Origin of the sequence: Roseobacter sp. FCG-D35 (assembly GCF_033436665.1) — a bacterium.
GTDB lineage: Bacteria > Pseudomonadota > Alphaproteobacteria > Rhodobacterales > Rhodobacteraceae > JAWQFO01.
The window spans coordinates 497894-522098 of the sequence record NZ_JAWQFO010000003.1; the positions used below are offsets into that span (position 1 = coordinate 497894).

The following is a 24205-nucleotide window of genomic DNA, read 5'->3' on the forward strand; positions in this document are numbered from 1 at the left end:
ACGCTTCCCGCGCCCCACATCACACCGAAAGCCGAATATCCGGCCGGCAGGTGTTTCAACGTCGACACCCTCCGGGTAGAACGATCTGCGGTCGACGCGAAAATGGCCCTCCCTGGCTGGTTGCAGGGCGGGCGATCGCAGACTGGACGGGAGGAAAGGAAAGACGTGACGCAGAAAGACATGATCACCTGGGGTATCCTGGGATGCGGAGACGTGACCGAGGTCAAGAGCGGGCCGGCCCTGCGCGGGGCGGACCGGTCCGACGTTGCGGCCGTGATGCGCCGCGACGGCGACAAGGCGGCGGATTACGCGCGGCGGCATGGGATCGCGAGTTCCACGGACAAGGCCGACACCCTGCTCGCCATGCCGGAGTTGAACGCGATCTACATCGCGACGCCGCCCTCGACCCATGCCGAATACGCCATCCGGGCGATGCGGGCGGGCAAGGACGTTCTGGTCGAAAAGCCGATGGCGCTGAGCACCGACGAATGCCGGTCGATGGAGGCCGCGATGAACGACACGGGCCGCAAGCTTGTCATCGCCTACTACCGCCGTGCCCTGCCACGGTTTGAGCGGTTGCGCGAGATCGTTCAAGGCGGCGAGATCGGCGAGCCAAGGCTGATCGAGGTGCGTCATTTCATGCCCGCGGACGCACGACCCGGCCAGTCGTGGAAGGTCGATCCCGCTGTCGGCGGGGGCGGGTTCTTCGCCGACATGCAGACCCATGCGCTGGACTGGCTGGGCCATGTCTTCGGCGCGCCGCGTGCCGTGCGGGGTCTCTCGAAGCGGCAGGCGGGCAACTACGCCGCCGAGGATCTCGTGACCTACCTGATCGACTTCGGGGCATTGACGGCGGTCGGAACGTGCTCTTACGCAACGACGCCCAAGGAAGAAAGCGTGACGATCCACGGCAGTTCCGGTTCGGCGTCGATGGGGTTCTTCCGTCCGTCGCCGATCACGCTGACCGGGCCGGATGGCTCGCGCGAGATCGACCTGCCGGACCCGCCGCATGTCCATCAGCCGTTTGTAGAGCGCGTGATCGCGCATTTTCTCGACGATGCGCCGAACCCTTGCCCACCATCAGAGGCGATGCGGGTGAACGAAATGCTCGAGACGATCTACGCCGGGACCTGACAGTTCGCGATTCCGGGCCTGATCCGCTGGCATGGCCTCGGCCGGGTCTTTCCCGAATTGTTAAGGCGGCTGAGCCGTTTTCAGTCATTGTTTCGAAGAACCGACGAGCGATTCCCACCGTTTCGACGGGTCAGGCGCTTTCGAGGTGGAACACCAGCGCCCGGCCGGCGCCTTCGATATGTTCGGTGATCGCCTTGGTGGCCTCTGCCCTGTCGTTGGCGCGAAATGCCTCGATCAGCCGGTCGTGTTCGCGCAGCACGTCGCGGTGGCGTCCCTTGGTCAGGATCTTGTTGCGGGTCAGCGTGTTGAGCAGCTGTCTCTGGTTGAGCCAGGTCCGCGCAGCACGATCGTTGTAGTGCCGGGCCGAGATGATCTGGTGGAACTTCATGTCGAGCACCCCGAACCGCGGCCTGTCGTCGGCGGGCACCTCTCGAAGCTGGTCCTGGATCCGCGCAAGCATGTCCACGTCGTCGGGCTTGCAGGTCTCGGCGAAGCCCGCGACCAGGTAGGGTTCGACGAGCTTGATCAACTCGAAGATGTTGAGCACCGCGCGCCGGTCCAGCGTCGTGGTGGTCGCCCCCTTGTTTTTCTCGAAGCGCACGAGGCCTTCACCTTCCATCCGGCGCAGAACCTCACGGACCGGATTGACGCTGGTCCCATAGCGCTTGGCGATGGCCTGAACGCGCAGCGGCGTTCCGTTCCGGAAGATGCCCGACGTCATGTCCGCGAGTAGTCGCTCGTAGAGCGAGCTGTCTTCCTCGAAGTCCGATTCGGTTTCGCTGTCCATCGTCGTCGTCTCTTCTTTTTGTACCGCACGAACAGTGCGCTGTCCCCCGATGGCGCAACCCGCGCAGGCAAGGTCCGGCGAGGCACGTTCTAGCGCCTTTCCCCCTCTCAACCAGACCAGGCCAGGCGCGCCAGAAACGTCCCCGACTGCCGGTCACACCGCGAACAAACCTCTTGACAGGAACCGCGTTAACCAAAATTGTGTGCAATAATCGAACTAAAATTACAAGGAGGAGGAGGAAATGTTTTCATCTATTGCCGCGGCGCGGCATGCAACGGGTGCCGCGATGGGGGTCCTGCTGGCCACCACCGCGATCGCCCAAGAGAGCAAGACAGGGATCGATCCGGAAACCTGGACGCCCGAACACGTCGTCAGCATCGCCGGCACGGAGGACGTCGATACCGCCGAGGAATGCTCGAAGATCACGCCGCTCGATTACGAGGGGAAGGTGTCCTACTGGTACTACGGCACCACCGAAGCGCACCCGCAGATCGAGCGCGACATGGAGAAGGCGTTTTTCGATGCCTTCGCCGAGACCTACCCCAACATCGAACTCGACGCGCAGAACATCGGCTACAACGACCTGCTGAACAAGCTGCGCACAGCCGCACTCGGCAACGCGGCCCCGACGGTGGCGCGCCTGCCGATCCTTTGGGGATCGGAGTTCGCGTCGAAAGGTCAGCTCAGCGAGCTGGGCCCTGAGGATGTCGGGTATTCCGTGGACGAATTCTGGCCCGGCGCGATGAAATCGGTCACGCTCAACGGCAAAACCTGGGGAATCCCGACCAACAACGAGACGATGGCCTTCATCTGGAACGCGGGCATCTTCGAGGAGGCTGGGCTCGACCCGGACAAGGCACCCGAAACCTGGGACGACGTCGTCGCCTATTCCAAGCAGATCAAGGAAAAGACCGGCAAGAACGGCTACGGGCTCGTCGCGCGGGTCAATGCCGGCAACACGCCGTTCCGCTTCATGCCGATGATGTGGGGCGAAGGCGGCGGTGCGCTGGACGAAGCCGAGGCGGAACCGACGCTGGAGGCAATTCAGATCAATACGCCGGGCGCGCGCAAGGCGGTCCAGAACTACTATGACATGTACGTTCGGGACAAATCGGTGCCGGTCTCGGCCCTGACCAACACCCAGACCGAGAACCAGGACCCGTTCATCGCCAACGAACTGGCCATGGTGATCGCGCATCCCAGCGAATACGGGACCATGCTGGACCGGGCGAACAACGCGACCGGATCGGACAAGGAAGCGGCGATGAAGGTCGTCGAGAACATGCGCTACGGCAAGATCCCGCGTGGCGCGGAACGGCGCGCGGTCGTCTTCGGCGGCGGCAACGTCCACCTGATGAACCCCGACAACGTCGAGGGGGAATTCGACCGTGACGCGGCGCTGGCGCTGATCTGCTTCATGACCGGCCCGGAATGGTCGACCAAGCTGCACTGGACCGGGTCCAACCCGGGCAACACGCGCGGCTTCAAGACCACCGCCATGAAGGAGCGGCTCGACACGATCAAGTTTCTCGACGTGTCGACCTCGATGCTGCCCAGCGGCATCCCGTTCCCGGTCGTCGCCGAGAGCACCGAGATCATGAACATCATCATCCCGGAAATGCTGCAGAACGTGATGACCGAGAAGATGTCGGTCGAAGAGGCGACCGCACAGGCGGAAGAGCGCATCCAGAACCTGCTTGACGGGATCTGATCGCACGACGTGCAGCGCCCGGCCGGAGCAGTCCGGCCGGGCACGCCCAAGTCCACCCGGAGTGAGTGAAGTGAGTCAATCCGTCTCGAACGGTCAGGACCTGTCGTCCCAAAAATCCAGCCGAGGGCTGCTGGGCCGGATCTGGGACGGCCGCTGGGACTACATGTACATCGCCCCGGCGCTGATCGTGATGCTGCTCGTGATCGCCTACCCGATTTACTACACCTTCGTGCTGTCCTTCTACAAAACACCGCCGAGCCTGGCGATGAGCGACAAGATTTTCGTCGGCATCGACAACTACATCCGCCTGCTCAGCTCCAGCAGCTTTCACGACGTCACCATCAACACTATGGTCTGGACTGTCTGGTCGACCTTCTTCGCTGTGGTGCTGGGTTTCGGTGCGGCGCTGGTGCTCAACAAGGAATTCATCGGCCGCGGGTTGCTGCGCGGCCTGCTGCTGATCCCCTACGTCATCAGCGCGGTGGCCGCCTCCTACGTCTGGCGCTGGATCTACCACAGTGATCTCGGGGTGCTGGGCTCGGCGCTGATCCAGCTCGGCCTCGCGGACGAGAAGCTGAACGTCCTCGACAACGTCGACCGGGTGCTGCCAGCACTTATCGTCGTCAATGTCTGGAAGGAATTTCCCTTCGCGATGATCATGATCCTCGCCGGGCTGCAGACCGTGCCGGAACAGCTGCTGCGCGCGGCCCGCGTCGACGGGGCCAGTCCGCTCAACCAGTTCATCCACGTCACCCTGCCGCATCTCAAGGGCGTGCTGATCATCACGGTGCTGCTGCTTTTCGTGGCCAACCTTAACCACTTCACCATTCCCTGGATCATGACCGGCGGCGGCCCGGCGGGGGCCAGCGATATCTGGATCACGCAGATCTACCAGATCGCCTTTGGCCGGATCCGCTTCGGCATCGCCTCGGCCTACTCGGTGATCCTGTTCGTGGTGATGGTCATCCTGGGATACTTCTACGTCCGCGCGCTGACCGCCGGCGACGACAGGAGGCACGGCGCATGAGTACGAGAACGCTGGGCGGCTGGAACATCACCGGCTGGATATTCCTGATCCTGCTTCTGCTGTTCTCGGTCCTGCCGATGCTGTGGATGCTGATCACCTCGGTGAAGAGCCAGTTCGCCGCGATCCAGTACCCGCCGAAATTCATTCCCGACAACCCGACGCTCGAGCAGTACTACCGTCTTCTCTCGCCCACCAACGAGATCGGCGGACAGTTCCTGCGCTACATGTGGAACTCGATCGTTGTCTCGACATTGACCACGATCTTCGGGGTCGCGGTGGCGGTTCCGGCGGCCTATGCCTTCGCCCGCTTCCGCTTTCCGGGGCGCAATGCGCTATTCTTCTCAGTGCTGTTCCGCAACATGTTCCCGGCGGTCGTGTTCCTGATGCCGCTTTTCATCATGATGCGCTGGATGGGTCTGGTGAACACGCACTCCTCGCTTGTGATTACCTACCTCACCTTCGGGCTGCCGCTTTCGATCTGGCTGCTGAAGGGGTTCTACGACAACATTCCGGTCGAGCTGGAGCAAGCGGCGCGGATCGATGGCTGCACGCGCTTCCAGGCCTTCTGGATGATCGTCATGCCGCTTTCGGCACCGGGCATCATCGCGACGGCGATCTATTCCTTCATTACCGCTTGGAACGAATACGTCTACGCGCTGACCTTCCTCAACAGCGACGAGAAGCTGACGCTTCCGGTGGGTCTGCAGCGGTTCTTCACCGAATACGCCACGAACTGGCCGGGGCTCATGGCCGCGTCCTTCATCATGAGCGTTCCGGTCGTGGTCATGTTCCTGGTGCTGCAGAAGTATTTCGTCCGGGCCCTGACGGAAGGCGCGGTGAAGGCATGAGCGGTCAACGACACCAAACTGCAGGGGGAGCCTGAATGGCGCAGGTCGAATTTCGCAACGTGGTCAAGACCTACGGCGCCTTCGAGGCGGTCAAGGATGTCTCGTTCACGGTCGGGGACGGCGAGTTCGTGGCCCTCGTCGGACCGTCGGGCTGCGGCAAAACCACGACGCTGAACCTGATCGCCGGTCTGCTCGACATCACGAACGGCGAGATCAACGTCGGTGGCCGGCGCATCAACGATCTGGACCCGAAGGACCGGGACATCGCGATGGTGTTCCAGAACTATGCGCTCTATCCCAACAAGACCGTGCGCCAGAACCTCGGCTTCCCGCTGAAGATGCGCAAGGTGGCGAAGCCCGAGATCACCCGCAAGGTCGAGGAGGCCGCTGCACTTCTCGACATCACCCATCTTCTCGAACGGCGCCCGCGCGAGCTTTCCGGCGGGCAACAGCAACGCGTGGCGCTCGGGCGCGCTTTGGTGCGCGATCCGCAAGTGTTCCTGATGGACGAGCCGCTGTCGAACCTCGATGCGAAGCTGCGGGTGCAGATGCGGGCCGAACTCAAACGGTTTCACCAGGATCTCAACGCCACGGTGATCTACGTCACCCACGACCAGCTCGAGGCGATGACGATGGCCGACAAGATGGCGGTGATGAGCGGCGGCGTGCTTCAGCAATACGATGCGCCGGAACGTGTCTTCAGCGAGCCCGCGAACCTATTTGTCGCGGGTTTCGTCGGCAGCCCCGCGATGAACCTGCTGCCGGCCTCTGTCGAGGATCGCGGCGGCACCGTTTACGCGGTGGGGCAGGGCTGGGAACTGCCGCTCTCGCCGCGCAACGCGGCCTGCGCCAAGAAGGCCTCGGGGTCCGAGATCGTGCTCGGGGCCCGGCACAGCACATTGCTGCTGCACGACACGGAAACACCCGACGCCATCCCCGCGAAGATCTACACCGTCGAACCGACTGGCGACCTGACCTATGCGCATGCCGAGGTCGACGCAAAGACCATCGTGATCAGCACCGATCCGCAGCGCCGAATCCGGGCAGACCAGCAGGTCTGGATCGAGATCGACCAGGAGCGCCTGCACATCTTCGACGCGGCGACGGAAGAACGCATTCCGCCGGACTGACGCCGCCGCCGAAGCCGGTCCGCACGGTCCGGCGCGATGTACCAAGACCCTGAGAGCGCCACCCGCAGCCCGCGGGCGACACGAAACGAGTGGAAGACCAGACGATGAAGATCACAGACATGAAATGCGCGGTCATCGGCGACAACCCGGTCGTCCGCATCATCACCGACGAAGGCATCTCCGGCTACGGCGAGGGCGAATACTTCAAGCCGTTCCTCAAGCCCTTCGTGCTGCACTTCAAGGACGCCATTCTCGGCGAGGATCCCACCGACGTCGAGCGGGTGATGATGCGGATCCGCAAACGCGGCGCATTCAAGCCCTGGGGCGCCGCGATCAGCATGATCGAGCATGCGCTCTGGGATATCGCCGGCAAGGCGGCGGGCGTGCCGGTCTACAAACTGCTCGGGGGCAAGGTGCGCGACAAGGTCCGCGTCTACAACGGTGCAGTCCGCAGCGAGATGACATCGACGAACCCGGAGGACTATGCCGACGCGGTTCGCAATATGAAGGAGCTGCCGCACGGCTTTTCCTTCGTCAAGATGGGTGTCGCCTTTCACAGTCCGATGAAGGACCAATTCCGCAATTTTCATTACGGCGATCCGCAAAAGCCGAACCCCTTCCACGGGTTCAACACCAGCGGCCTGATGACGGAACGCGGCATGGCGCATCTGATCGACTGCGTGGCCGCGATGAAGGAGGTGCTGGGCGACGAGGTCGGCTTGGCGCTGGATTGCGGCCCCGGATTTACCCCGCCTGACGCGCTCAAGTTCGCCCGCGCCGTCGAGCCCTTCAACCTGATGTGGCTCGAGGACATGGTGACGGGCGACTACACGCCCTGGGTCAACGCCGACGTCTACCGCGACATTACGCAGGCCACGACCACGCCGATCCATACCGGTGAACAGATCTACCTGCGTCAGAATTTCAAGGCGCTGATCGAGGGACACGCGGTCAACGTGGTCGGCCCGGACCCGTGCGACGTCGGCGGTCTTGCCGAGATCAAGTGGATCGCCGAATACGCCGATCTGCACGGTATCCTCATGGCGCCGCACGGGACCGGAAACGGGCTTTTGGGCCTTGCCGCGCTGGTGCAGGTCTGCGCCACGATGCCGCTCAACTACATCGGCTTCGAACTGCCTACAGGCCGGCCCGACTGGTGGTTCGACATCGTCGACGGGCTGCCCGATCCGCTGGTCAAGGACGGCATGATCGAAGTCTGGGACCGGCCGGGCATGGGGGTCGAGCTCAACCCCGACAGGACGCAACAATACCTCAAGGACGATGACAAGGATTTCTTCGAATGACCCACACGCCCGACATCAAGCGGCCCGACCCCGCGCTGATCGAGGCGCTGCGCGGCGTCGGCGCGGCGACCGCAAGCGCCGAGCTTCATCGTCTCGGGGTCCGCAACACTCATATCGAAGGCATCACCAGCTGGACGCCGGGCAAATCGATCGTCGGTCCGGCGCTGACCCTGCAATTCCTGCCTCTGCGCGAAGATGTCTATCAGGACGACGAGTACGGCGACCCCGAGGCGCAGCTGCACCGCCATGCGCTCTACCATGCGCAGTCGGGTGACGTGGTGGTGGTCGACGCGCGCGGCAAGATGGACAGCGGCGTCTTCGGCGAGATGATGATGACCTACCTCAAGGGCCGTGGCGGCGAGGGGGTGATCATCGACGGTTGCCTGCGCGACTGGCCGAACATCCAGACCATCGACATCGGCTGCTGGATCAGGGGCGTGACCCCGAACTACCACACCCAGCGCAGCATCTTCCCGCACGCGGTCAACGTGCCCATCGCCTGCGGCAACTGCTACGTGGCGCCGGGCGACATCATCATCGCAGATGACGACGGCGCCGTGGTCGTGCCGATCAGCCATGCGAAAAAGCTGGTCGAGCGCGCGCGGAAGCATGTCGAATGGGAAGAGTTCTCGCGTCTGCGCCTCAGCGAGGGCGGCGACCTGCGCCGCTACTATCCGCTGAAGGAAGGCACCGACGCCTGGGCCGAATACCAGGCCTGGAAGGCCGAACGCGACCAGTAGACATCCGAAACCGGGCGGGCAGGAACAGACCCGTTTTCTCGACAAGACACTCAGGAGGAACAGGCGGTGAAAATCACCGATCTCAAATGCGCGGTCATCGCGGACAGCCCCGTGATCAGGATCCTGACCGATGAGGGCATCACCGGCTGGAGCCAGATCGAGACGCCGAAACCCTACGTGCAGCCGATGGTGCTGCAGCTCAAGGACTGGATCGTGGGGCAGGAGCCGCGCGACGTCGAGCGGGTCATGCGCCGTATTCGGGTGCGCGGCGGCTTCAAGCCCTTCGGTTCGGCCGTCAGCGCCATCGAGCATGCGCTCTGGGACATCGCCGGGAAGGCGGCGGGCGTTCCCGCGTACCGACTGCTTGGCGGCAAGGTGCGCGACAAGGTGCGGACCTACCGGACACTTTATCAGCACGAGGTGGGTGTCGGACACACGCCCGAGGATTACGTGACATGGGCCGAATACGGCAAGTCCCTGCCCGAGGGCTTCACCATGTTCAAGCTGCCGACCTCGTTCCATTCGTCCATGGTCAGGGACTTTCCCAACTACTTCTATGGCGACGTGCAGCACGACGCGCCGTTTCCCTACCCGCACAAGGGGGTGATGACCGAAGACGGGATGCAGCATCTGGTCGACTGCGTGACCAGCGCCAAGGAGACGCTGGGCAGCGCCTGCGGTCTCGCGGTGGACGCCGGGCCGGGCTACATGCCGCAGGACGCGCTCAAGTTCGCGCGCGCGGTGGAAAAGCTGAACCTGCTCTGGATCGAGGATTCGATCACCGGGGACTATTCCCCTTACGTGAACCACGACGTCTACCGAGACGTGACCCATGCGACCACCACGCCGATCCACACCGGCGAACAGATCTATCTGCGGCAGAACTACAAGCACCTGATCGAAAGCCACGCGGTCAACGTCATCGGACCGGACCCATGCGACGTCGGCGGGTTGGCCGAGCTCAAATGGGTCGCCGAGCACGCCGACCTGCACGGGATCGCCATCGCTCCGCATGGAACCGCCAACGGGATCCTCGGGCTGGCGGCGCTGATCCAGGTTTGCGCCACGCTACCCGACAACCTGATCGCCTTCGAATACCCGGCCCGGTTCGAGCCGTTCTGGTACGACATCACCGATGGATTCGACGGGGTTCCGGTGCGAAACGGGTTGATCGATGTGCCGGACCGTCCGGGCCTTGGCGTCGACCTCGTCCCGTCCGAAGCCCGCCGCTACCTGTCGGAAGGAGACAGCGACTTCTTCGATTGACGGGCGTTGGCGCGGTCTTGGTGGCGGGTCCGACTGCTGTCGCAGGCCCGCTGCCGGGGTGGAGAACGTGACCTGTCGCAAACGAGCGCTCCTTGCCGGCGAGGAAAGGTGGCTGGGTTGCGCCCCTGTTTTTATGTTCGGCGAGGACTTTCGTTCCTTTTACGATGTACCCGCCAGCAAGCTTGAGGGGGCCGCTCGTCGGAAGCCGCGCCACTGCGGCCCGTCCCTCAGGATGAGGTCGCGATCACCTCGAAGCGTGCGCCGCGCGCAGTGGGGACATGGCGCAGCTCGCCGCCCAGACCATTTGCGAACGCGTTGACCATCAGGCTGCCGTAGCGGCTGTCAGAGGTCCGCGCGCCCTGAACGCCGATGCCGTCATCCTCTACCGCGATCAACAGACCCTCGGGAACGGTCTTGAGCTCGACGGTCAGGCGACCTCGCGTGCGGCCCTGGAATGCGTGTTTCGATGCGTTCGTGCAAAGCTCGTTAACGATCAGTCCGATCGAAATCGCGGTATCCCTGTTGCAGGACACCGGATCGACGAGGGTTTCGATCCGGATGTCGCGGTCGGTGAAGAACCCTTCGCCGATCGAGCGGCACAGGCTGTCGAGATAGAGGCGCATCTGCACCTTTCCGACCGCGTTGGCATCCCGGTAAAGATCGCCGTGCGCGCGCGCGATGCTGTCGACACGCCCCGAGATCTTGCTGAGCGCGTCTTGCACCTCTTTCGATTCCGATCCGCGCATTTCCATGCGCATCATCGACCCCACGATGGCAAAGTTGTTCTTTACCCGGTGGTCGAGTTCCTGCAGCAGCAAAAGGCGCTCGTCCGCGATCCGGTCGCGCTGGGCGAGTGTCTTGCGCACGACGCGCCGGAAATATTCGCCCAGAGCCACCACGGCTGCACCGGCAAGAACGTTTGCGACAACGCGCGGCCCGTCCGAGGCGTTCTCGAACTGGAACGACCCCTGCGCGGGCAACACGTAGTACCAGGCGAACAGCGCCAACAGCACGAGAGCCACGGCGCCGGCCTGCCAGCGCGCGAAAAGCGTGGCGAAGAGAACGAAAGGCATGGTCAGCGCGAAGGGACCGGCCCCGGGAAGAGCGAGATCGACGGCTTCGCGTGTCAGGATTGCCAGTACGCAGCAGGCCAGGCCGATGACGATCTGCGCCTGCAGAACGCCGATGCGGGGCTGGAACAGGCTCGGCAGATCGATGGCCTGCACGAACCGCTCGACGGGCCAGCCCGTCTCCGTCTTCATCTCGGTATCGGTGACCAACGACTTCTCCACGAAGCGGAACCGCGCCGCCAACTTGTTGACGCCGATTGGTAACATTCGCCGTGTTGCGGCACAATGAGTGTCAAACGGGGAGGGGCGGTCTCAGCGCAGCGTCACGGGGTCGAGACCCAGCGATTACCAGAGAGGCAGCGGCGGCCCGCGACGCTCTGCACAGCCGATCGGCGCGCCGTGCGGAACTTGTAGGTCAGGGACACGCATTCCCCCGAGACCGAAGCGACTTCGACAAGGCCAAAAGAGCCCGTCGCCGGGTTCGACCAGATCGTGTCGTCTCCGGCGCTGGCCCGGCCATCGGCATAAAGCGTGGCGCCGGCGCGCACCATCATGTCGACGTCCTGCTGGGTCAGTCCGGAGCGGGACAACTGACGCAGCAGCGCGTTCGCATCCGCGCGCGGGGCGATCATGCTGATTGTCGCAGCGAGCGCGAGAATAAGGCAAAGGTGGCGCACGAACCGTTTCCTTGTCTGGGATGGCACGCCGAAAGCCTGCCACCCTTTGCGCCGCTTATCAATCTTGCGAAAGGAACACCGGCGTGACCGCATGGGAGCGCCCGGTCCCCGCGACCGCGCCACCGGCCTCAGGTCCCGCTTCGCGCGGTCTGCTCGCGCCGGCCCAGCCTGAGGGCGAAGGGCAGAATGGCGAGGATCAGCAGGGCCGACAGAAGGAATGGGGCGCCGGGAACGTAGGCGCCGCCGTCGTCCGTGAAGAACTCGAAGACGAAGGTCAGGACAAGCGGCGCCACGACAGAGGCGAAAGAGGCCAGCGAGGCGATGACGCCCTGCACCATGCCCTGCCGCCGTTCGTCGACGCGGTTCGCGGACATCGCCGTCAAAAGCGGCGGTGCCAGGTCCGACAGCGCGGCCAGGACTATGAATACGGCAAGCCCGACAAGCGTGGTCGTGAAGCCGAAGCCGATCATGCCCACGAGTGCCGCGAGAAGCCCGATGACGAGCACGCGGAATTCGCCCAGCCAGCGAACCAGCAGCGGCATCAGCCCGCCCTGCACCCCGGCGAGCATGATACCGTAGGCGGCCAGCGACATGCCGATCATCGCCGTCGACCAGGCAAAGACTTCGCGAGTCCAGAACGCCCAGAGCGTCGGGTAGACCATATTGGCGAACTCGAAGACAAAGAGGATCAGCAGCGGAATGCCCAGATTCGGGATGCGGAAGGCGTCGAGGATCTGCGCGAACGGATTGAGCTCGCGTCTGCCGAAGCGGCGCCTGCGATCCGCCGGCAGGCTCTCGGGCAGAACGAAAAGGCCGAAGGCGACATTTGCGGCCGACATGGCTGCCGCGATCCAGAACGGTGCGGACAGATGGATCGTCGCGGCGACGCCGCCGAGGGCGGGACCGAGGACGAAGCCGATGCCGAAGGCCGCGCCGATCAGGCCGAACCGCGCCGACCGCTCCTCGGCCGTCGAGATGTCCGCGATATAGGCGGTCGCGGTGATATAGGTGGATCCCGCCATGCCCGCGACCAGTCGGCCGACCAGCAGCAGCCAGAACGATCCGGCAAGCGCCATGACGACATAGTCGATCGCCAGCAACCCGAGCGCGGCCAGAAGAACCGGTTTGCGCCCGATGGCGTCCGAGAGCGATCCGATGGCCGGTCCGAAGAGGAACATCGCGCCGGCATAGGCGGACATCAGCAGGCCCGCCCACAGCGAGCCTTCGGCATTCGACGCCGCCCCCACGCGGGCCATCAGGTCCGGCATGATCGGGAAGACGATCCCGATCCCGATCGCGTCGATGAGCAGGGTCGCGAGGATGAAGAGGAAGGGGCGGTTTTTCATGCCGTCTCTCTCCGACGAACCTGCCCCGGGGGCAAGCGTTAACGCGCCTTCCTCGAAGATCCTGTCATCGAAGCCTCGACGGCTGCCCGGTGTCAGCGCAGGTTCGGTGGCGGCTGCAAACCGTCGTTAAGCCTTGCGGTACTTTGCATCCACCGCGTCGATCGCGCCGACATTTCCGGCGGAGCGTCCCTCGGGGTCGAAGGATGCGGCGAGAAACGCCTCTGCGATGTCCTTCGCCAGTTCGGGGCCGATCACCCGCGCGCCCATGGTGATGATCTGGGCATTGTTCGAAGTGGCAGCCTTGGCCGCGGAATAGGTGTCGTGGCACTGTGCAGCGCGGATGCCCGGAACCTTGTTGGCCGAAAGACACACGCCGATGCCGGTGCCGCAAACGAGGATGGCGCGGTCGTAGGCCCGCTCCAGCACGGCCGATGCCACCCGATCGGACAGGTCGGCGTAGAACTCGTCCGAAACGTCCTGTGACCGGGACAATTCCGAAACTTCGTGACTCGCCTTGAGATGTTCGGCGAGAAGACTGGCCAGCCCGGCCCCGGCGCTATCCCCTGCAATCGCGATCTTCATTCTCGACCTCCTCGTCTTGCGCTCATTGGCCGCATTTCCGCCCGAAAAGTCCAGAGTGGCGACGACGTAGCTTTCAAGACGCATCGCAGATCGCGGCGTTGCGGGCGCGCGGAAGCCTGTCGATCCGCGCGCTCGTTTATGCTATTCTCAAAGTGCCCTTTGCGATGAGGCGACAATGCATACCGATCTGGAAAAGCGGCGCAGGGTGCTTGTCACCACCTACCGCCGATACCTCGACGCGGACCGCGCCTGGAGCGTTGCGCAGTCTGAAGTTAAGGCTTGGTTTCCCGAAATGACCATGGCGCACCGTGTGACGATCGGCGATCCCGGCTCGAAGGTGCGCAGGCTTTATGACGCGCGCAGCCGCGCGATGCTGCAGTTTCAGACCGCGCGCACGAAGCTCGAAGCCGCCAGGCTGCGACTTGCCCGGCGCGAAGCCACGCCAGCGCCGCGTCTGCGTCTCATCTCCCTGCGCTGATCCGACCTAGGCCGCTTCGGGCCAGAGACGGTTCTGGGCAGCATCGAAGAAGAATGCCTCGGCGTCGTCGAAGTCGAGCCCGACCGTCGCGCCGACCGGCGTGTTATCCTGCCCGAACAGGCGCACCGTCAGCATCTCGCCCTGCTCGGACCGGACCAGCAGGTTGGTGTCGCCTCCGAGGCGTTCGACATGCGTGACCTCGCCGCGAATGCGTCCGTCCGGGGCAAGGCTCAGGTGCTCGGGGCGAATCCCCAGGGTCTGGTCGCCCGGCACGTCCGGCACCGACCGGTCGAGGAAGTTCATCGAGGGTGAGCCGAGGAAGCTTGCGACGAAGCGATTGGCGGGGTTGTTGTAGAGCTCCATCGGGCTTCCGACCTGCTCGATACGCCCGTCGCGCAGCACCACGATGCGGTCCGCGAGCGTCATCGCCTCGATCTGGTCATGCGTGACGTAGATCATCGAGGCCGAGAGCGAGCGGTGCAGCGCGGCGATCTCGACGCGCGTGTTCATGCGCAGCGCGGCATCGAGGTTCGACAGCGGTTCGTCGAAGAGGAACAGCTTCGGATCGCGCACGATGGCCCGCCCGATGGCGACGCGCTGGCGTTGCCCGCCGGACAGCTCGGCGGGCCGACGCGACAGGTAGTCGTCGAGCGACAACATCCGGCTGGCCTTGCCGACCTGCTCCTGAATCATCGCCTTCGGCTGGCCTTCCTGCTTGAGCCCGAGCCCCATGTTGTCCCTGACGTTGAGATGCGGATAAAGCGCGTAGGACTGGAAGACCATCGCGATGCCGCGCTTGGCCGGCGGCACGCTGTTGACCACGTCGCCGCCGATGCTGATCGTCCCGCTCGAGGCGTCCTCGAGCCCCGCGATCACACGCAATAGCGTGGATTTCCCGCAGCCCGACGGCCCCACGAAAACGACGAACTCGCCGTCCTCGACCGTCAGATTGATGTCCTTGAGCACGTGGACCTGCCCGAAGGACTTGTTGACGTTCTCGAGCTTCAACGCGGTCATGCGGTTTCCCCCAGGGTTACGGTTTGGCCGGTCCGGATGCTTTCGTCGGCGGCAAGGCAGATGCGCAGCGACTGCAGCGCATCCTGCATGTGACGCGAAAGATCGCTGTCGGTCAGGATCGCGTCGACCATCCACGCCTGCTCGGCGTCGCAGAGCGCCTGGTGGCCGGGTTCGTCTGGCAGATCGATGACCTCGTCGTTGCTCGGCCGGTGCACGATCAGGCTGCCGACCCGCGTATGCCCGTCGACGTCGTCACTGTCGCCCTTGTCCGGGTCCGAGATCGACACCGCGCCGTTGGGCGATACCACGTCCTTCACGAAGAACGCAGTCTCGGACATCATCGGGCCCCAGCCCGCCTCGTACCAGCCGACCGAACCGTCGTCGAAGACCACCTGGAACTGCCCGTAGTTGTACATCTCGGGCGGGATCTCGTCGGACAGGCGCAGGCCCATCCCGTTCACACGCACCGGTTTCGCGTCGGTGATCTGGCACATCACGTCGACATAGTGAACGCCGCAGTCGACGATGGGCGAGGTGGTCTGCATCAGCGCCTTGTGGGTTTCCCAGGTGGGGCCGTCCGACTGCTGGTTGAGGTTTAACCGGAACACGTAGGGCCCGCCAAGGCCACGCGCCTCGGTGATCAGGCGCTGCCAGCTCGGGTGGTGCCGCAGGATGTAACCGACGCCGAGCTTGCGGTTCAGACGCCGGGCGGTCTCGACGACGCGCTCGGCATCGGCGACGGTTCCGGCCAGCGGTTTTTCGACGAAGACATGCGCGCCCGCCTCCATCGCGGCCACGGCATAGTCGGCGTGGCTGTCGGTGTAGGTGGCGATCACGACCAGATCGGGGTCCGTCTCGGCCAGTGCCGCGTGGAACTCCGGGAAGCGCCGGTAGCCGCGCAGCGCCTCCGGCAGATCGACCTCGGATCGGTTCACCAATCCGGCGATCTCGGCGTCGGGATGGTGATGCAGGGCCAGCGCATGGCTGCGCCCCATGTTGCCGAGACCGGCGACGAGAACCTTCATTTGACCGCTCCGGAAGTGATGCCGCGGATCAGCTGCCGCGAGAAAATGACATAAAGGACCATCACCGGCAGGATCGCCATCGACAGCGCCGAGAGCACGGCGTTCCAGTCGGTCACGAATTGCCCGATGAAGACCTGGCTGCCGAGGGTCAGTGTCTTGACCTCTTCTGCCGGTGCCAGGATCAGCGGGAACCACAGGTCGTTCCAGATCGGGATCATGTTGAAAACCGCCACCGTCGCCATCGCCGGGCGCACCAGCGGCAGGACGAGCCGGAAGAAGATCGCGTATTCGGACAGCCCGTCGATGCGCCCGGCGTTCTTCAGATCGTCCGAGACGCCGCGCATGAATTCAGACAGGATGAAGACCGCGAGCGGCAGGCCCTGTGCGGTATAGACCAGGATCAGCGCCCAGAGCGTGTTCACGAGGCCGGTCGAGACCATCATCTCGAGAATGGCGACCGTGCCGATGCGGATCGGGATCATGATCCCGAGTGCCAGGTAGAGGCCCATCAGCGTGTTGCCCGGAAACGGGTATTCGGCCAGTGCGAAGGCGGCCATGGCGCCGAAGAGCAGGATGAAGAACAGCGAGACCACCGTGACGATCATCGAGTTCTGGAAGTAGAGGAAGAAGTCCCCCTGCCGCATCACGGTCTCGTAGCCTATCAGGCTGAAGGTCTCGGCGTCGGGCAGGGCGAGCGGCTCGCGGAAGATCGCCTTGCGGGTCTTGAAGCTGTTGACGAGGATCACGAACACCGGAAACAGCGCGATGATCGTGTAAAGGATCAGGATCGCGTGGGCCGCGAGGGTGTTGCCGGTGCTGCGTCGAGCCTTGTTCATCGCCACATCCTCAGAATTGGTAGTTGCGCAGGCGGCGCTGGATGCCGAAGAGGTAGATGCAGACCCCGATCAGGATGATCCCGAACATCGCGCTCGCAATGGCCGATCCCATGTGCGGATCGCCGAGCTGTAGCTGGAAGCCGAAGAAGGTCCGGTAAAGAAAGGTGCCGAGAATATCGGTCGAGAAATCCGGGCCCGCCAGCGCGCCCTGCGCCGCGTAGATCAGATCGAACGCATTGAAGTTCGCCACGAAGGTCAGGATCGAGATGATGCCGATCGAGGGCAGGATCAACGGCAGCTTGATCTTCCAGAAGGCGGCCATGCCGGTGATGCCGTCGCATTCCCCGGCTTCGAGGATCTCGTCCGGGATCGACAGCAGGGCCGCGTAGATCAGCATCATCGGGATACCGACGAACTGCCAGACCGACACGAGGCTGAGCGTCGTCAGCGCGTATTCCTCTTTCCCGAGCCAGGGCGCGTAGAGCGATTTCAGCCCCACGGCATCGAGCAGTCCCGGCGCGATGCCCCAGATCGGCGAGAGGATCAGCTTCCATGCGAAGCCCACGATCACAAAGCTGAGAATCGTCGGGATGAAGATGGCCGAGCGATAGAGTGCCGCGAACCGCAGCCGCGGCGAGGACAGGATCGCGGCCAGCGCGATGCCGACGGGGTTCTGCACCAGCATGTGGATCAGGAAGAACCAGGCGTTGTTGCGCAGCGCGTTCCAGAACTGATCGGACCAGATCGCGTTGCCGAAAAGGGTGCGGAAGTTGTCGAGCCCGACGAAGACGCGGCTCTGGTCGACCTCGGCGAAGAAGGAAAGGCGCAGCGTGTTGAACAGCGGATAGATCATCACCGCGGTGTAGACGATCACGGCCGGGGCCAGGAAAACGGCGATGTGCCAGCGTCGTTTCGGCGATGTGTCGGGGCTTGCCATCTCGCTGCTCCCTCAACGGGGGAAAGGGGGACGACCGGGCGCTGTGCGCCCGGTCTGAAGGGGCCGCTTACTGCTGCGGCTCGTACCAGGTGGCGAGGCCGTCCTGCAGGCGCTGGCCGGCTTCCTCGGGCGACTCGTCGCCCTTGATCACCGCGGCCGAGGCATTCCACGTCTCGTTCTCGAGGTTCGGCGTGCCGCGCGACAGGACCTGGTAGGTCGACCGGATCGTGCTTTCGCACTCGTCGCGCCACGAGATGAACTCCTGCGCCAGCGGATCCTCGAGTTCGACCGGTGCGTCGGAGAGCGGGAAGAAGCCCGGCAACTCGTTGGCGAAGATCGTCGCGAATTCCGAAGAGGCGACCCAGTTCAGGAAGGTCTTGGCCGCTTCGGGATTGTCGGTTGCCGCGTTCATGCCGATGCCGATGTCGGTGTGGTCCGAAATGTAGCAGGTGTCGCCAGCGTTCGGGACCGGCGGGTAGAAGGCGCCCATCTCGAAATCGGCCAGACCGTTGAAGCCGGCGATTTCCCAGCTGCCCGCCGGGTAGACGGCAGCCCGGCCGAGCGTGAAGATGTTCTGGCTGTCGGGGTAGGTCTGGGCCTCGTAGCCGTCGCCCATGTAATCGCCCCATTTGGCGAGCTGGCGATAGGGCGCGACCCAGGCGTCGTCGGTCAGTTTCTGGTCGCCCGACATCAGCGCCTTGCGGCCTTCCTCGCCCTTCCAGTAGTTCGGGCCGATGTTCTGGTAGCCCATGGTGGCGGCTTCCCACTGGTCGTTGGTGCCCATGGCCATCGGCACGTAGCTGCCGTCTTCCTTGATCTTGTCGAGGGCTGCGAAGAATTCCGCTTCGGTCGTGGGCTCCTCGATGCCGAGCTCGTCGAAGGCGTCCTTGTTGTAGATGAAGCCGTGGATCACGCTGGCCATCGGCACGCAGAAGGTGGCGCTGCCGTCGTCCGTGCTCCAGCCCGACTTCGCCACGTCCGAGAAGTTCGCCATGCCTTCGAGATCGCTGAGGTCAGCAAGCTTGCCGGCCTCGAAAAGCGCTAGGGAGGCGTCGAAGGGGCGGCAGGTGATCAGGTCGCCTGCGCTGCCCGCGTCGAGCTTGGAGTTCAGGATCGCGTTGTACTCAGCCGGAGCGGATGGCGTAAACTTGACCTTGATATCAGGGTGCTGCGCCTCGAAGGCTGGAATGATCTTGTCCTGCCAGATCGACAGGTCGTCGTTGCGCCAGCTTTCGATGATCAGTTCCGCTTCCTGTGCCTGCGCGGCGGCTGCGCCAAGCAGCGAGGTCGCAAGCAGGACGTGTCTCAGGGACTTGGCTTTCATTTTTTCACTCCCGTTGTTGAAAGTCAGTTCGTGGTCTTGTCGTTCGCGCGGAGCGCCGCAAGACAGTCGCGCAGACGCCCTCCGGTCTCTGCGAGCAGTCGTTCGGCCGCTTCAGGGCTCGCCCCCGAGGCAAGCAATACGGCGCGCTTGGTATCGTTGCGTGCGTCGGACAGAGCGTTGCTCGCCGCGTCCTCTGACACGCCGGCGATCCGTTGTACGATGCCGGATGCACGCTGGCGCAGCTTGGCATTGTCCGCGACAAGGTTGACCATCATCCCGTCGTGGACGTGGCCCAGCAAAATTCCGGCCTGGGTCGAGATCATGTTGAGCGCGATCTTCTGGGCGGTTCCCGCACCAAGGCGTGTCGAGCCGCCGATCACTTCCGGCGCGGTTGGTATGGAAATCGCGATATCGGCGAGGTCGAGCATTGGCGCGCGGGCCACATTTGCAATGGCGATCACCTTGGCTTTTTTTGCACGCGCGGACTCGGCGAAGGCGCAGGCAAAGGGCGTGGTGCCGCTGGCGCTGAGAACCAGTGCCACGTCGCCCGGCTTCATCCCGCTGGCGGCGTCCCGGGCTTCATCGGTGCCGTCCTCGGTATCGCCGGGCATCCGGGCGTCGACCGGCACGCCGCCCGCCATTGCGATCCGCACCTGCTTAGACGGGATGCCGAAGGTTCCGGCAAGCTCGCTTGCATCCGAAAGCGCCATAAGCCCGGAACTTCCGGCAGCGGCATAATGCAGGCGGCGCCCAGCGGCGACCGCGGCCGCCACGGCGTCTGCTGCGTGGTCGATCTCGGCTATGGCCCCGGCAACACAGCGCGCGGCGGCAACTTGCGAGTCCAGCATGCGCCGCAGCGCCTCTGTGCGAGGCAGGTCGTCGAGTGGCCGGTTTTCTTCCGCGCTCGGCGTGGTCGGTTGCATTGCGAATCCTCGATTTCCGGTAATAATACCGAAGCAATACCTTTTGTCTACCATTTCCTTTGATCCACCTGAATACGGCTGTCGTGAGCGATGGATTTCAGATTTCGGTACCTTTTTGGCCTATTAATTCGCAAAAAGGTATGATATAGGTATTGCATGAGGTCATCGGCGCGCAGCATCATCCTTGGCGTTGACGGCGGCGGTTCAGGCTGCCGTGCGGCGGTTGCGGACGCGCGCGGGCAAGTGCTTGCGCAGGCCGAAGGCGGTCCGGCCAACGTCACGACAGACCTGGAACAAGCGGCGCGGAACGTGGTAGGCGCGATCCGCGCCGCGCTGTCATTGGCGGCTCTGGGTGACCACGTCCTGCGTGATGCCGTCGCGCATGTCGGTCTGGCCGGTGTCATGAGCCCCGACCAGGCTGCGTGCGTCGCGTCGTGTCTGCCGATTGCGCGCTGCACCGTCACCGATGACCGCCCGACATCGCTGGCCGGGGCGCTCGGAGCGGCGGACGGCGCTTTGGTCGCCATTGGTACCGGTACGTTCATCGCCGCCCGCCGCGACGGAGTCGAAGCCGGGGTCGGCGGATGGGGCTTTCAGGTGTCCGACCAGGCCTCTGGCGGATGGCTCGGCCGCGGGCTGCTCGAGCACGTTCTTCTGTGCCACGACGGCATGGCTGGCCACACCGGTCTGACCAAGGACATCATGGCGCGTTTCGGCGATGCGCCAGGCGAGATCGTTGCCTTCGCGCGTAAGGCCGGGCCCGGCGATTACGCGGCGCTGGCGCCGGAGGTGATCGAGGCTGCAGAGACCGGAGACCCGGCCGGGATCATGCTGATGCGGCGCGGATCGCGTTACATAGACCGGGCGTTTCGGGTGATCGGCCTTGGCGGCGATGACGTGGTGTGCCTCGCCGGCGGTGTCGGTCCGCACTACCGCCCCTACATGCGCCGTGCATTCGTCGATCGTCTCGTACCCCCGCTCGGTACCGCGCTCGACGGTGCCTTGCGTCTTGCGCGACAGGCGTATGAGACGCAGGAGGCCACATGACGGTCGCCGAGTTCCTCGATCCGTCGGACTGGTACCGGCCGGACGCCGGGCCGCGCTACGTCCAGCTGCGACAGCGCCTCAGCGAGGCCGTCGACAGGGGCATCCTGACACCGGGCAGCCCGCTCCCGCCCGAACGCGAGATCGCCAGCATCACCGATCTTTCGCGCGTGACGGTCCGCAAGGCGATCCAGTCGCTGGCCGACGACGGCCTGGTGGTGCAAAAGCAGGGGTCGGGGTCGTTCATCTCGTCGCGCCCGGCGCGGATCGAGCAGAAACTGTCGCGCCTGACATCGTTTTCCGAGGATATGGCGCGGCGCGGCAAGACATCGTCCTCGCGCTGGCTCGAGCGTGGGCTGTTCCTGCCATCGCCGGACGAGATTACCGCGCTGGGCCTGTCATCAGAGGACTCGGTCGCGCGCATCACCCGCCTGCGACTGGCCGACGGAGAGCCGATGGCAATCGAACGTGCCTCGCTGCCGACCGATATTCTGCCGAACCCGCTTGCGGTCGAGACCTCGCTCTACGAAGTGCTGGAACGCGACGGGCGGCGGCCGGTCCGCGCCTTGCAGAAGATTTCCGCGATCAACATAGGCGAGGCCGATGCGGCGCTCCTCGCGGTCGCACCCGGTGCCGCCGGGCTACGGATCGAACGAACTTCCTATCTGGCCGAAGGCCCGATCGCCGAATTCACCCAATCGCTTTACCGCGGCGACGCCTACAATTTCGTCGCCGAACTGAGACTTGCAAAGGAATGACGATGTCCCCCCAATCCCACATGCGGCGCGAAGTCATGGAGATTCCGCAGGCGGTCGAGCGGCTACTGACCCAGGGCGCGCAGGACATTCAGGCGGCCGCACGAGCACTCGCCGATCGCGATCCGGCTTTCATGGTCTCGGTCGCGCGCGGCTCTTCGGATCACGCGGCAACCTATTTCAAATACGCCGCCGAGCTGCTGGCCGGCATTCCGGTGGCGTCGGTCGGTCCGTCGGTGGCTTCGATCTACCGGCGCCCGCTGAAGCTTGTCGGCAGCGCCTGCCTGTCGATCTCGCAATCCGGCAAGAGCCCCGACATCGTGCGCATGGCCCGGATGGCCGGTGAGCAAGGCGCGCTGACCCTTGCGATAACCAACGATCCCGACAGCGACCTGGCGCAGGCCAGCCGCCATACGCTGCCGCTTCTGGCCGGCCCCGAGCTCAGCGTCGCCGCCACCAAGACCTTCGTCAATTCGGTGGTGGCCGCGATCTGGCTGCTGGCGGAGTTGCAACGCGACGCGGATCTGCTTGCGGCGATCCGCGATCTGCCGGAAGCGCTGGGCAAGGCCGTGACAGCGGACTGGTCGCCCTTGCGCGCCGAGCTCACCGCGCAAAGCTCGCTCTTCTGTCTCGGGCGCGGCCCGGCCTTCGCGATCTCGAACGAGGCGGCGCTGAAGTTCAAGGAAACCTGCCAGCTGCACGCAGAATCCTATTCGTCCGCCGAGGTCATGCACGGGCCGATTTCGATCGTCGATCGGGGCTTTCCGGTACTCGCACTGGCGGCTGCGGACGAGGCCGAGGCCGCGCTGGTCGAGGTGGCCGACGAGATCGCCGGAAAGGGCGCATCGGTGTTCGCCACCTCCGACAAGGCCGCGCGCGCGACGCGACTGCCGGTCGTGCGCACCGGCCATCCGCTGACCGATCCGATCGCGCTCATCGCCTCCTTCTATGCGATGGTCGAGCAGACCGCCCTGGACCTCGGGATCAGCCCCGACACGCCGCGCCACCTGCGCAAGGTGACCGAGACCGTATGAGCCGCATCGCCTACACCGGGTCGCCGATCTTCGACGGCCGGAGCCTGCATCGGGACAGCGCCCTGCTGTCCGAGAGCGGCACGTGTCGCGGCATCGTCGATGCGCAGGCGATCCCGGAGGGATACGAGACACGTGAACTCGACGGAGTGATCGCGCCCGGCTTCGTCGACCTTCAGGTCAATGGCGGCGGCGGCGTGATGTTCAATGACGAGACCACGCCCGAGGGATTGCGTGCCATCGCAGAGGCGCACGCCTCGACCGGCACGCTCGGCCTGTTGCCGACACTCATCACCGACACGCCCGAGCGAACCCGCGCAGCAATTGCTGCCACCCGGCAGGCCATCGACGCCGGGGTGCCGGGGATCCTGGGGTTGCACCTTGAAGGCCCGCACCTGAGCCAGGCGCGGAAGGGGGCCCATGATCCGGCACTGATCCGACCGATGGACGCGGCCGACGAGGAATTGCTCTTGGCAGCCTCCGGCGACCTGCCGAACCTGATGGTGACTCTGGCACCGGAAAGCGTGAGCACGGCGCAGATCGCGCGGCTTGCCGCGGCGGGCGTCATCGTTTCGATTGGTCACTCCGATTGCAGCTGCGATGCGGCCCGCGCGGCCTTCGAGGCCGGAGCGTGCTGCGTCACACACCTCTTCAACGCGATGAGCCAGCTCGGCAGCCGCGAGCCCGGCCTTGTCGGCGCCGCGCTCGACACACCTGCCGTAAGCGCCGGCCTGATCGCAGACGACATCCATGTCCACGCTGCGACTATCCGCGCTGCGCTGGCGGCGAAACGCGGTCCGGGCGGAATCTTTCTCGTCACCGACGCGATGTCGACCGTGGGTTCGCAGATCACCGAGTTCCGCCTCAACGGACGCAGAATCCTGCGCCGCGACGGACGGCTGACACTCGAGGATGGCACGCTGGCCGGTGCCGACCTCGACATGCCGCGCGCGATCACCGTCCTGCGCCGTCGCGTTGGCCTCGACCTGGACGCGGCGCTCGCGATGGCTTCGGCGCTCCCGGCCGGCATTTTGAGACACCCGGATGGCTATGGCAGCATCGAGAAGGACAGACCGCTGCGCGCCATCCGGCTGTCGGCGGCGGACGACGGCGAGATGAGGTTCGAACGTTGTCTCGACTGAAACGTGTCCGTCGTCAGAGTTTTTCGGAATGCTGAGGCTGTTGCGTAACGGAGGCTCTGGTTCGGTTTCTG

The 24205-nt window shown here is 64.5% G+C and carries 24 protein-coding genes; 13 read left to right on the forward strand and 11 right to left on the reverse strand.

From position 1 onward, the window contains the following. The first annotated feature begins 165 nt into the window (after positions 1-165). The gene (locus R5H30_RS10750) at positions 166-1134 is read left to right on the forward strand and encodes a Gfo/Idh/MocA family protein (RefSeq protein ID WP_318328291.1); all 969 of its coding nucleotides are present in this window, start codon (positions 166-168) and stop codon (positions 1132-1134) included. Positions 1135-1264: 130 nt separating this feature from the next. On the opposite strand, the gene R5H30_RS10755 is transcribed toward R5H30_RS10750, so the two are convergent. After that, a complete protein-coding gene (locus tag R5H30_RS10755; RefSeq protein WP_318328292.1) occupies positions 1265-1921 on the reverse strand; it encodes a GntR family transcriptional regulator in 657 nt (218 codons plus the stop codon). Between the two features lie 241 nt (positions 1922-2162). Between R5H30_RS10755 and R5H30_RS10760 the strand changes: the two genes are divergently transcribed. From R5H30_RS10760 to R5H30_RS10790, 7 genes are all read left to right on the forward strand, one after another. Next, positions 2163-3632, forward strand: coding sequence for an extracellular solute-binding protein (locus R5H30_RS10760; RefSeq protein ID WP_318328294.1), 1470 nt, complete (start codon positions 2163-2165; stop codon positions 3630-3632). A 70-nt stretch (positions 3633-3702) separates the two neighbouring features. Continuing rightward, positions 3703-4659, forward strand: a complete 957-nt coding sequence (locus tag R5H30_RS10765; RefSeq protein ID WP_318328295.1) for a carbohydrate ABC transporter permease — start codon at positions 3703-3705, stop codon at positions 4657-4659. Then, entirely contained in the window at positions 4656-5507 is an 852-nt protein-coding gene (locus tag R5H30_RS10770) for a carbohydrate ABC transporter permease (protein ID WP_318328296.1), read from the forward strand. Before R5H30_RS10765 ends, R5H30_RS10770 begins: the two co-directional genes overlap by 4 nt. A gap of 35 nt (positions 5508-5542) precedes the next feature. Next, positions 5543-6637: an ABC transporter ATP-binding protein gene (locus R5H30_RS10775; protein ID WP_318328297.1), complete on the forward strand. Its 1095-nt coding sequence runs from the start codon at positions 5543-5545 to the stop codon at positions 6635-6637. 104 nt (positions 6638-6741) lie between these two features. Next, entirely contained in the window at positions 6742-7941 is a 1200-nt protein-coding gene (locus R5H30_RS10780) for a mandelate racemase/muconate lactonizing enzyme family protein (protein WP_318328299.1), read from the forward strand. Beyond that, positions 7938-8681 carry a ribonuclease activity regulator RraA gene (locus R5H30_RS10785; protein WP_318328300.1) on the forward strand — a complete coding sequence of 248 codons (744 nt, stop codon included), beginning with the start codon at positions 7938-7940 and terminating at the stop codon, positions 8679-8681. The genes R5H30_RS10780 and R5H30_RS10785 overlap by 4 nt, the downstream gene beginning before the upstream one ends. Before the next feature lie 66 nt (positions 8682-8747). Beyond that, a complete protein-coding gene (locus R5H30_RS10790) occupies positions 8748-9947 on the forward strand; it encodes a mandelate racemase/muconate lactonizing enzyme family protein (RefSeq protein WP_318328301.1) in 1200 nt (399 codons plus the stop codon). 227 nt (positions 9948-10174) lie between these two features. Here R5H30_RS10790 and R5H30_RS10795 read toward each other — a convergent pair whose 3' ends face one another. The 4 genes from R5H30_RS10795 to derI form a co-directional block, all read right to left on the reverse strand. Beyond that, positions 10175-11284: a sensor histidine kinase gene (locus R5H30_RS10795; RefSeq protein ID WP_318328302.1), complete on the reverse strand. Its 1110-nt coding sequence runs from the start codon at positions 11282-11284 to the stop codon at positions 10175-10177. Between the two features lie 56 nt (positions 11285-11340). Continuing rightward, complete coding sequence (locus R5H30_RS10800; protein WP_318328304.1) at positions 11341-11649, reverse strand: hypothetical protein; 309 nt, start codon at positions 11647-11649, stop codon at positions 11341-11343. A 173-nt stretch (positions 11650-11822) separates the two neighbouring features. Then, positions 11823-13040 carry an MFS transporter gene (locus R5H30_RS10805; RefSeq protein ID WP_318328306.1) on the reverse strand — a complete coding sequence of 406 codons (1218 nt, stop codon included), beginning with the start codon at positions 13038-13040 and terminating at the stop codon, positions 11823-11825. A gap of 126 nt (positions 13041-13166) precedes the next feature. Continuing rightward, positions 13167-13622 (reverse strand): D-erythrulose-4-phosphate isomerase, encoded by a 456-nt coding sequence (gene derI / locus R5H30_RS10810; protein WP_318328307.1) that lies wholly within the window; start codon positions 13620-13622, stop codon positions 13167-13169. Between the two features lie 175 nt (positions 13623-13797). Here derI and R5H30_RS10815 point away from each other — a divergent pair, with 175 nt between their 5' ends. Then, positions 13798-14100, forward strand: coding sequence for a hypothetical protein (locus R5H30_RS10815; protein WP_318328308.1), 303 nt, complete (start codon positions 13798-13800; stop codon positions 14098-14100). 6 nt (positions 14101-14106) lie between these two features. On the opposite strand, the gene R5H30_RS10820 is transcribed toward R5H30_RS10815, so the two are convergent. The 6 genes from R5H30_RS10820 to R5H30_RS10845 all read right to left on the reverse strand — a co-directional run bounded on the left by R5H30_RS10820 (position 14107) and on the right by R5H30_RS10845 (position 20216). Continuing rightward, a complete protein-coding gene (locus R5H30_RS10820; RefSeq protein ID WP_318328309.1) occupies positions 14107-15117 on the reverse strand; it encodes an ABC transporter ATP-binding protein in 1011 nt (336 codons plus the stop codon). Continuing rightward, a complete protein-coding gene (locus R5H30_RS10825) occupies positions 15114-16142 on the reverse strand; it encodes a Gfo/Idh/MocA family protein (RefSeq protein ID WP_318328310.1) in 1029 nt (342 codons plus the stop codon). Before R5H30_RS10825 ends, R5H30_RS10820 begins: the two co-directional genes overlap by 4 nt. Continuing rightward, complete coding sequence (locus tag R5H30_RS10830) at positions 16139-16978, reverse strand: carbohydrate ABC transporter permease (RefSeq protein ID WP_318328311.1); 840 nt, start codon at positions 16976-16978, stop codon at positions 16139-16141. Before R5H30_RS10830 ends, R5H30_RS10825 begins: the two co-directional genes overlap by 4 nt. Before the next feature lie 10 nt (positions 16979-16988). Further along, positions 16989-17915, reverse strand: a complete 927-nt coding sequence (locus R5H30_RS10835; RefSeq protein WP_318328312.1) for a carbohydrate ABC transporter permease — start codon at positions 17913-17915, stop codon at positions 16989-16991. 67 nt (positions 17916-17982) lie between these two features. Continuing rightward, positions 17983-19239, reverse strand: a complete 1257-nt coding sequence (locus R5H30_RS10840) for an ABC transporter substrate-binding protein (protein WP_318328313.1) — start codon at positions 19237-19239, stop codon at positions 17983-17985. A 23-nt stretch (positions 19240-19262) separates the two neighbouring features. After that, positions 19263-20216 carry an N-acetylmuramic acid 6-phosphate etherase gene (locus R5H30_RS10845; RefSeq protein WP_318328314.1) on the reverse strand — a complete coding sequence of 318 codons (954 nt, stop codon included), beginning with the start codon at positions 20214-20216 and terminating at the stop codon, positions 19263-19265. A 102-nt stretch (positions 20217-20318) separates the two neighbouring features. On the opposite strand from R5H30_RS10845, the gene R5H30_RS10850 reads away from it, so the two are divergent. From R5H30_RS10850 to nagA, 4 genes are read left to right on the forward strand one after another with little or no spacing between them, the layout of a single operon-like run. After that, positions 20319-21209 carry a glucosamine kinase nucleotide-binding domain-containing protein gene (locus R5H30_RS10850; protein WP_318328315.1) on the forward strand — a complete coding sequence of 297 codons (891 nt, stop codon included), beginning with the start codon at positions 20319-20321 and terminating at the stop codon, positions 21207-21209. Continuing rightward, entirely contained in the window at positions 21206-21964 is a 759-nt protein-coding gene (locus tag R5H30_RS10855) for a GntR family transcriptional regulator (RefSeq protein ID WP_318328316.1), read from the forward strand. The genes R5H30_RS10850 and R5H30_RS10855 overlap by 4 nt, the downstream gene beginning before the upstream one ends. Positions 21965-21966: 2 nt before the next feature. Further along, positions 21967-22995 carry an SIS domain-containing protein gene (locus tag R5H30_RS10860; RefSeq protein ID WP_318328317.1) on the forward strand — a complete coding sequence of 343 codons (1029 nt, stop codon included), beginning with the start codon at positions 21967-21969 and terminating at the stop codon, positions 22993-22995. After that, positions 22992-24134, forward strand: coding sequence for an N-acetylglucosamine-6-phosphate deacetylase (gene nagA / locus R5H30_RS10865; RefSeq protein ID WP_318328318.1), 1143 nt, complete (start codon positions 22992-22994; stop codon positions 24132-24134). The genes R5H30_RS10860 and nagA overlap by 4 nt, the downstream gene beginning before the upstream one ends. Positions 24135-24205: the final 71 nt, after the last annotated feature.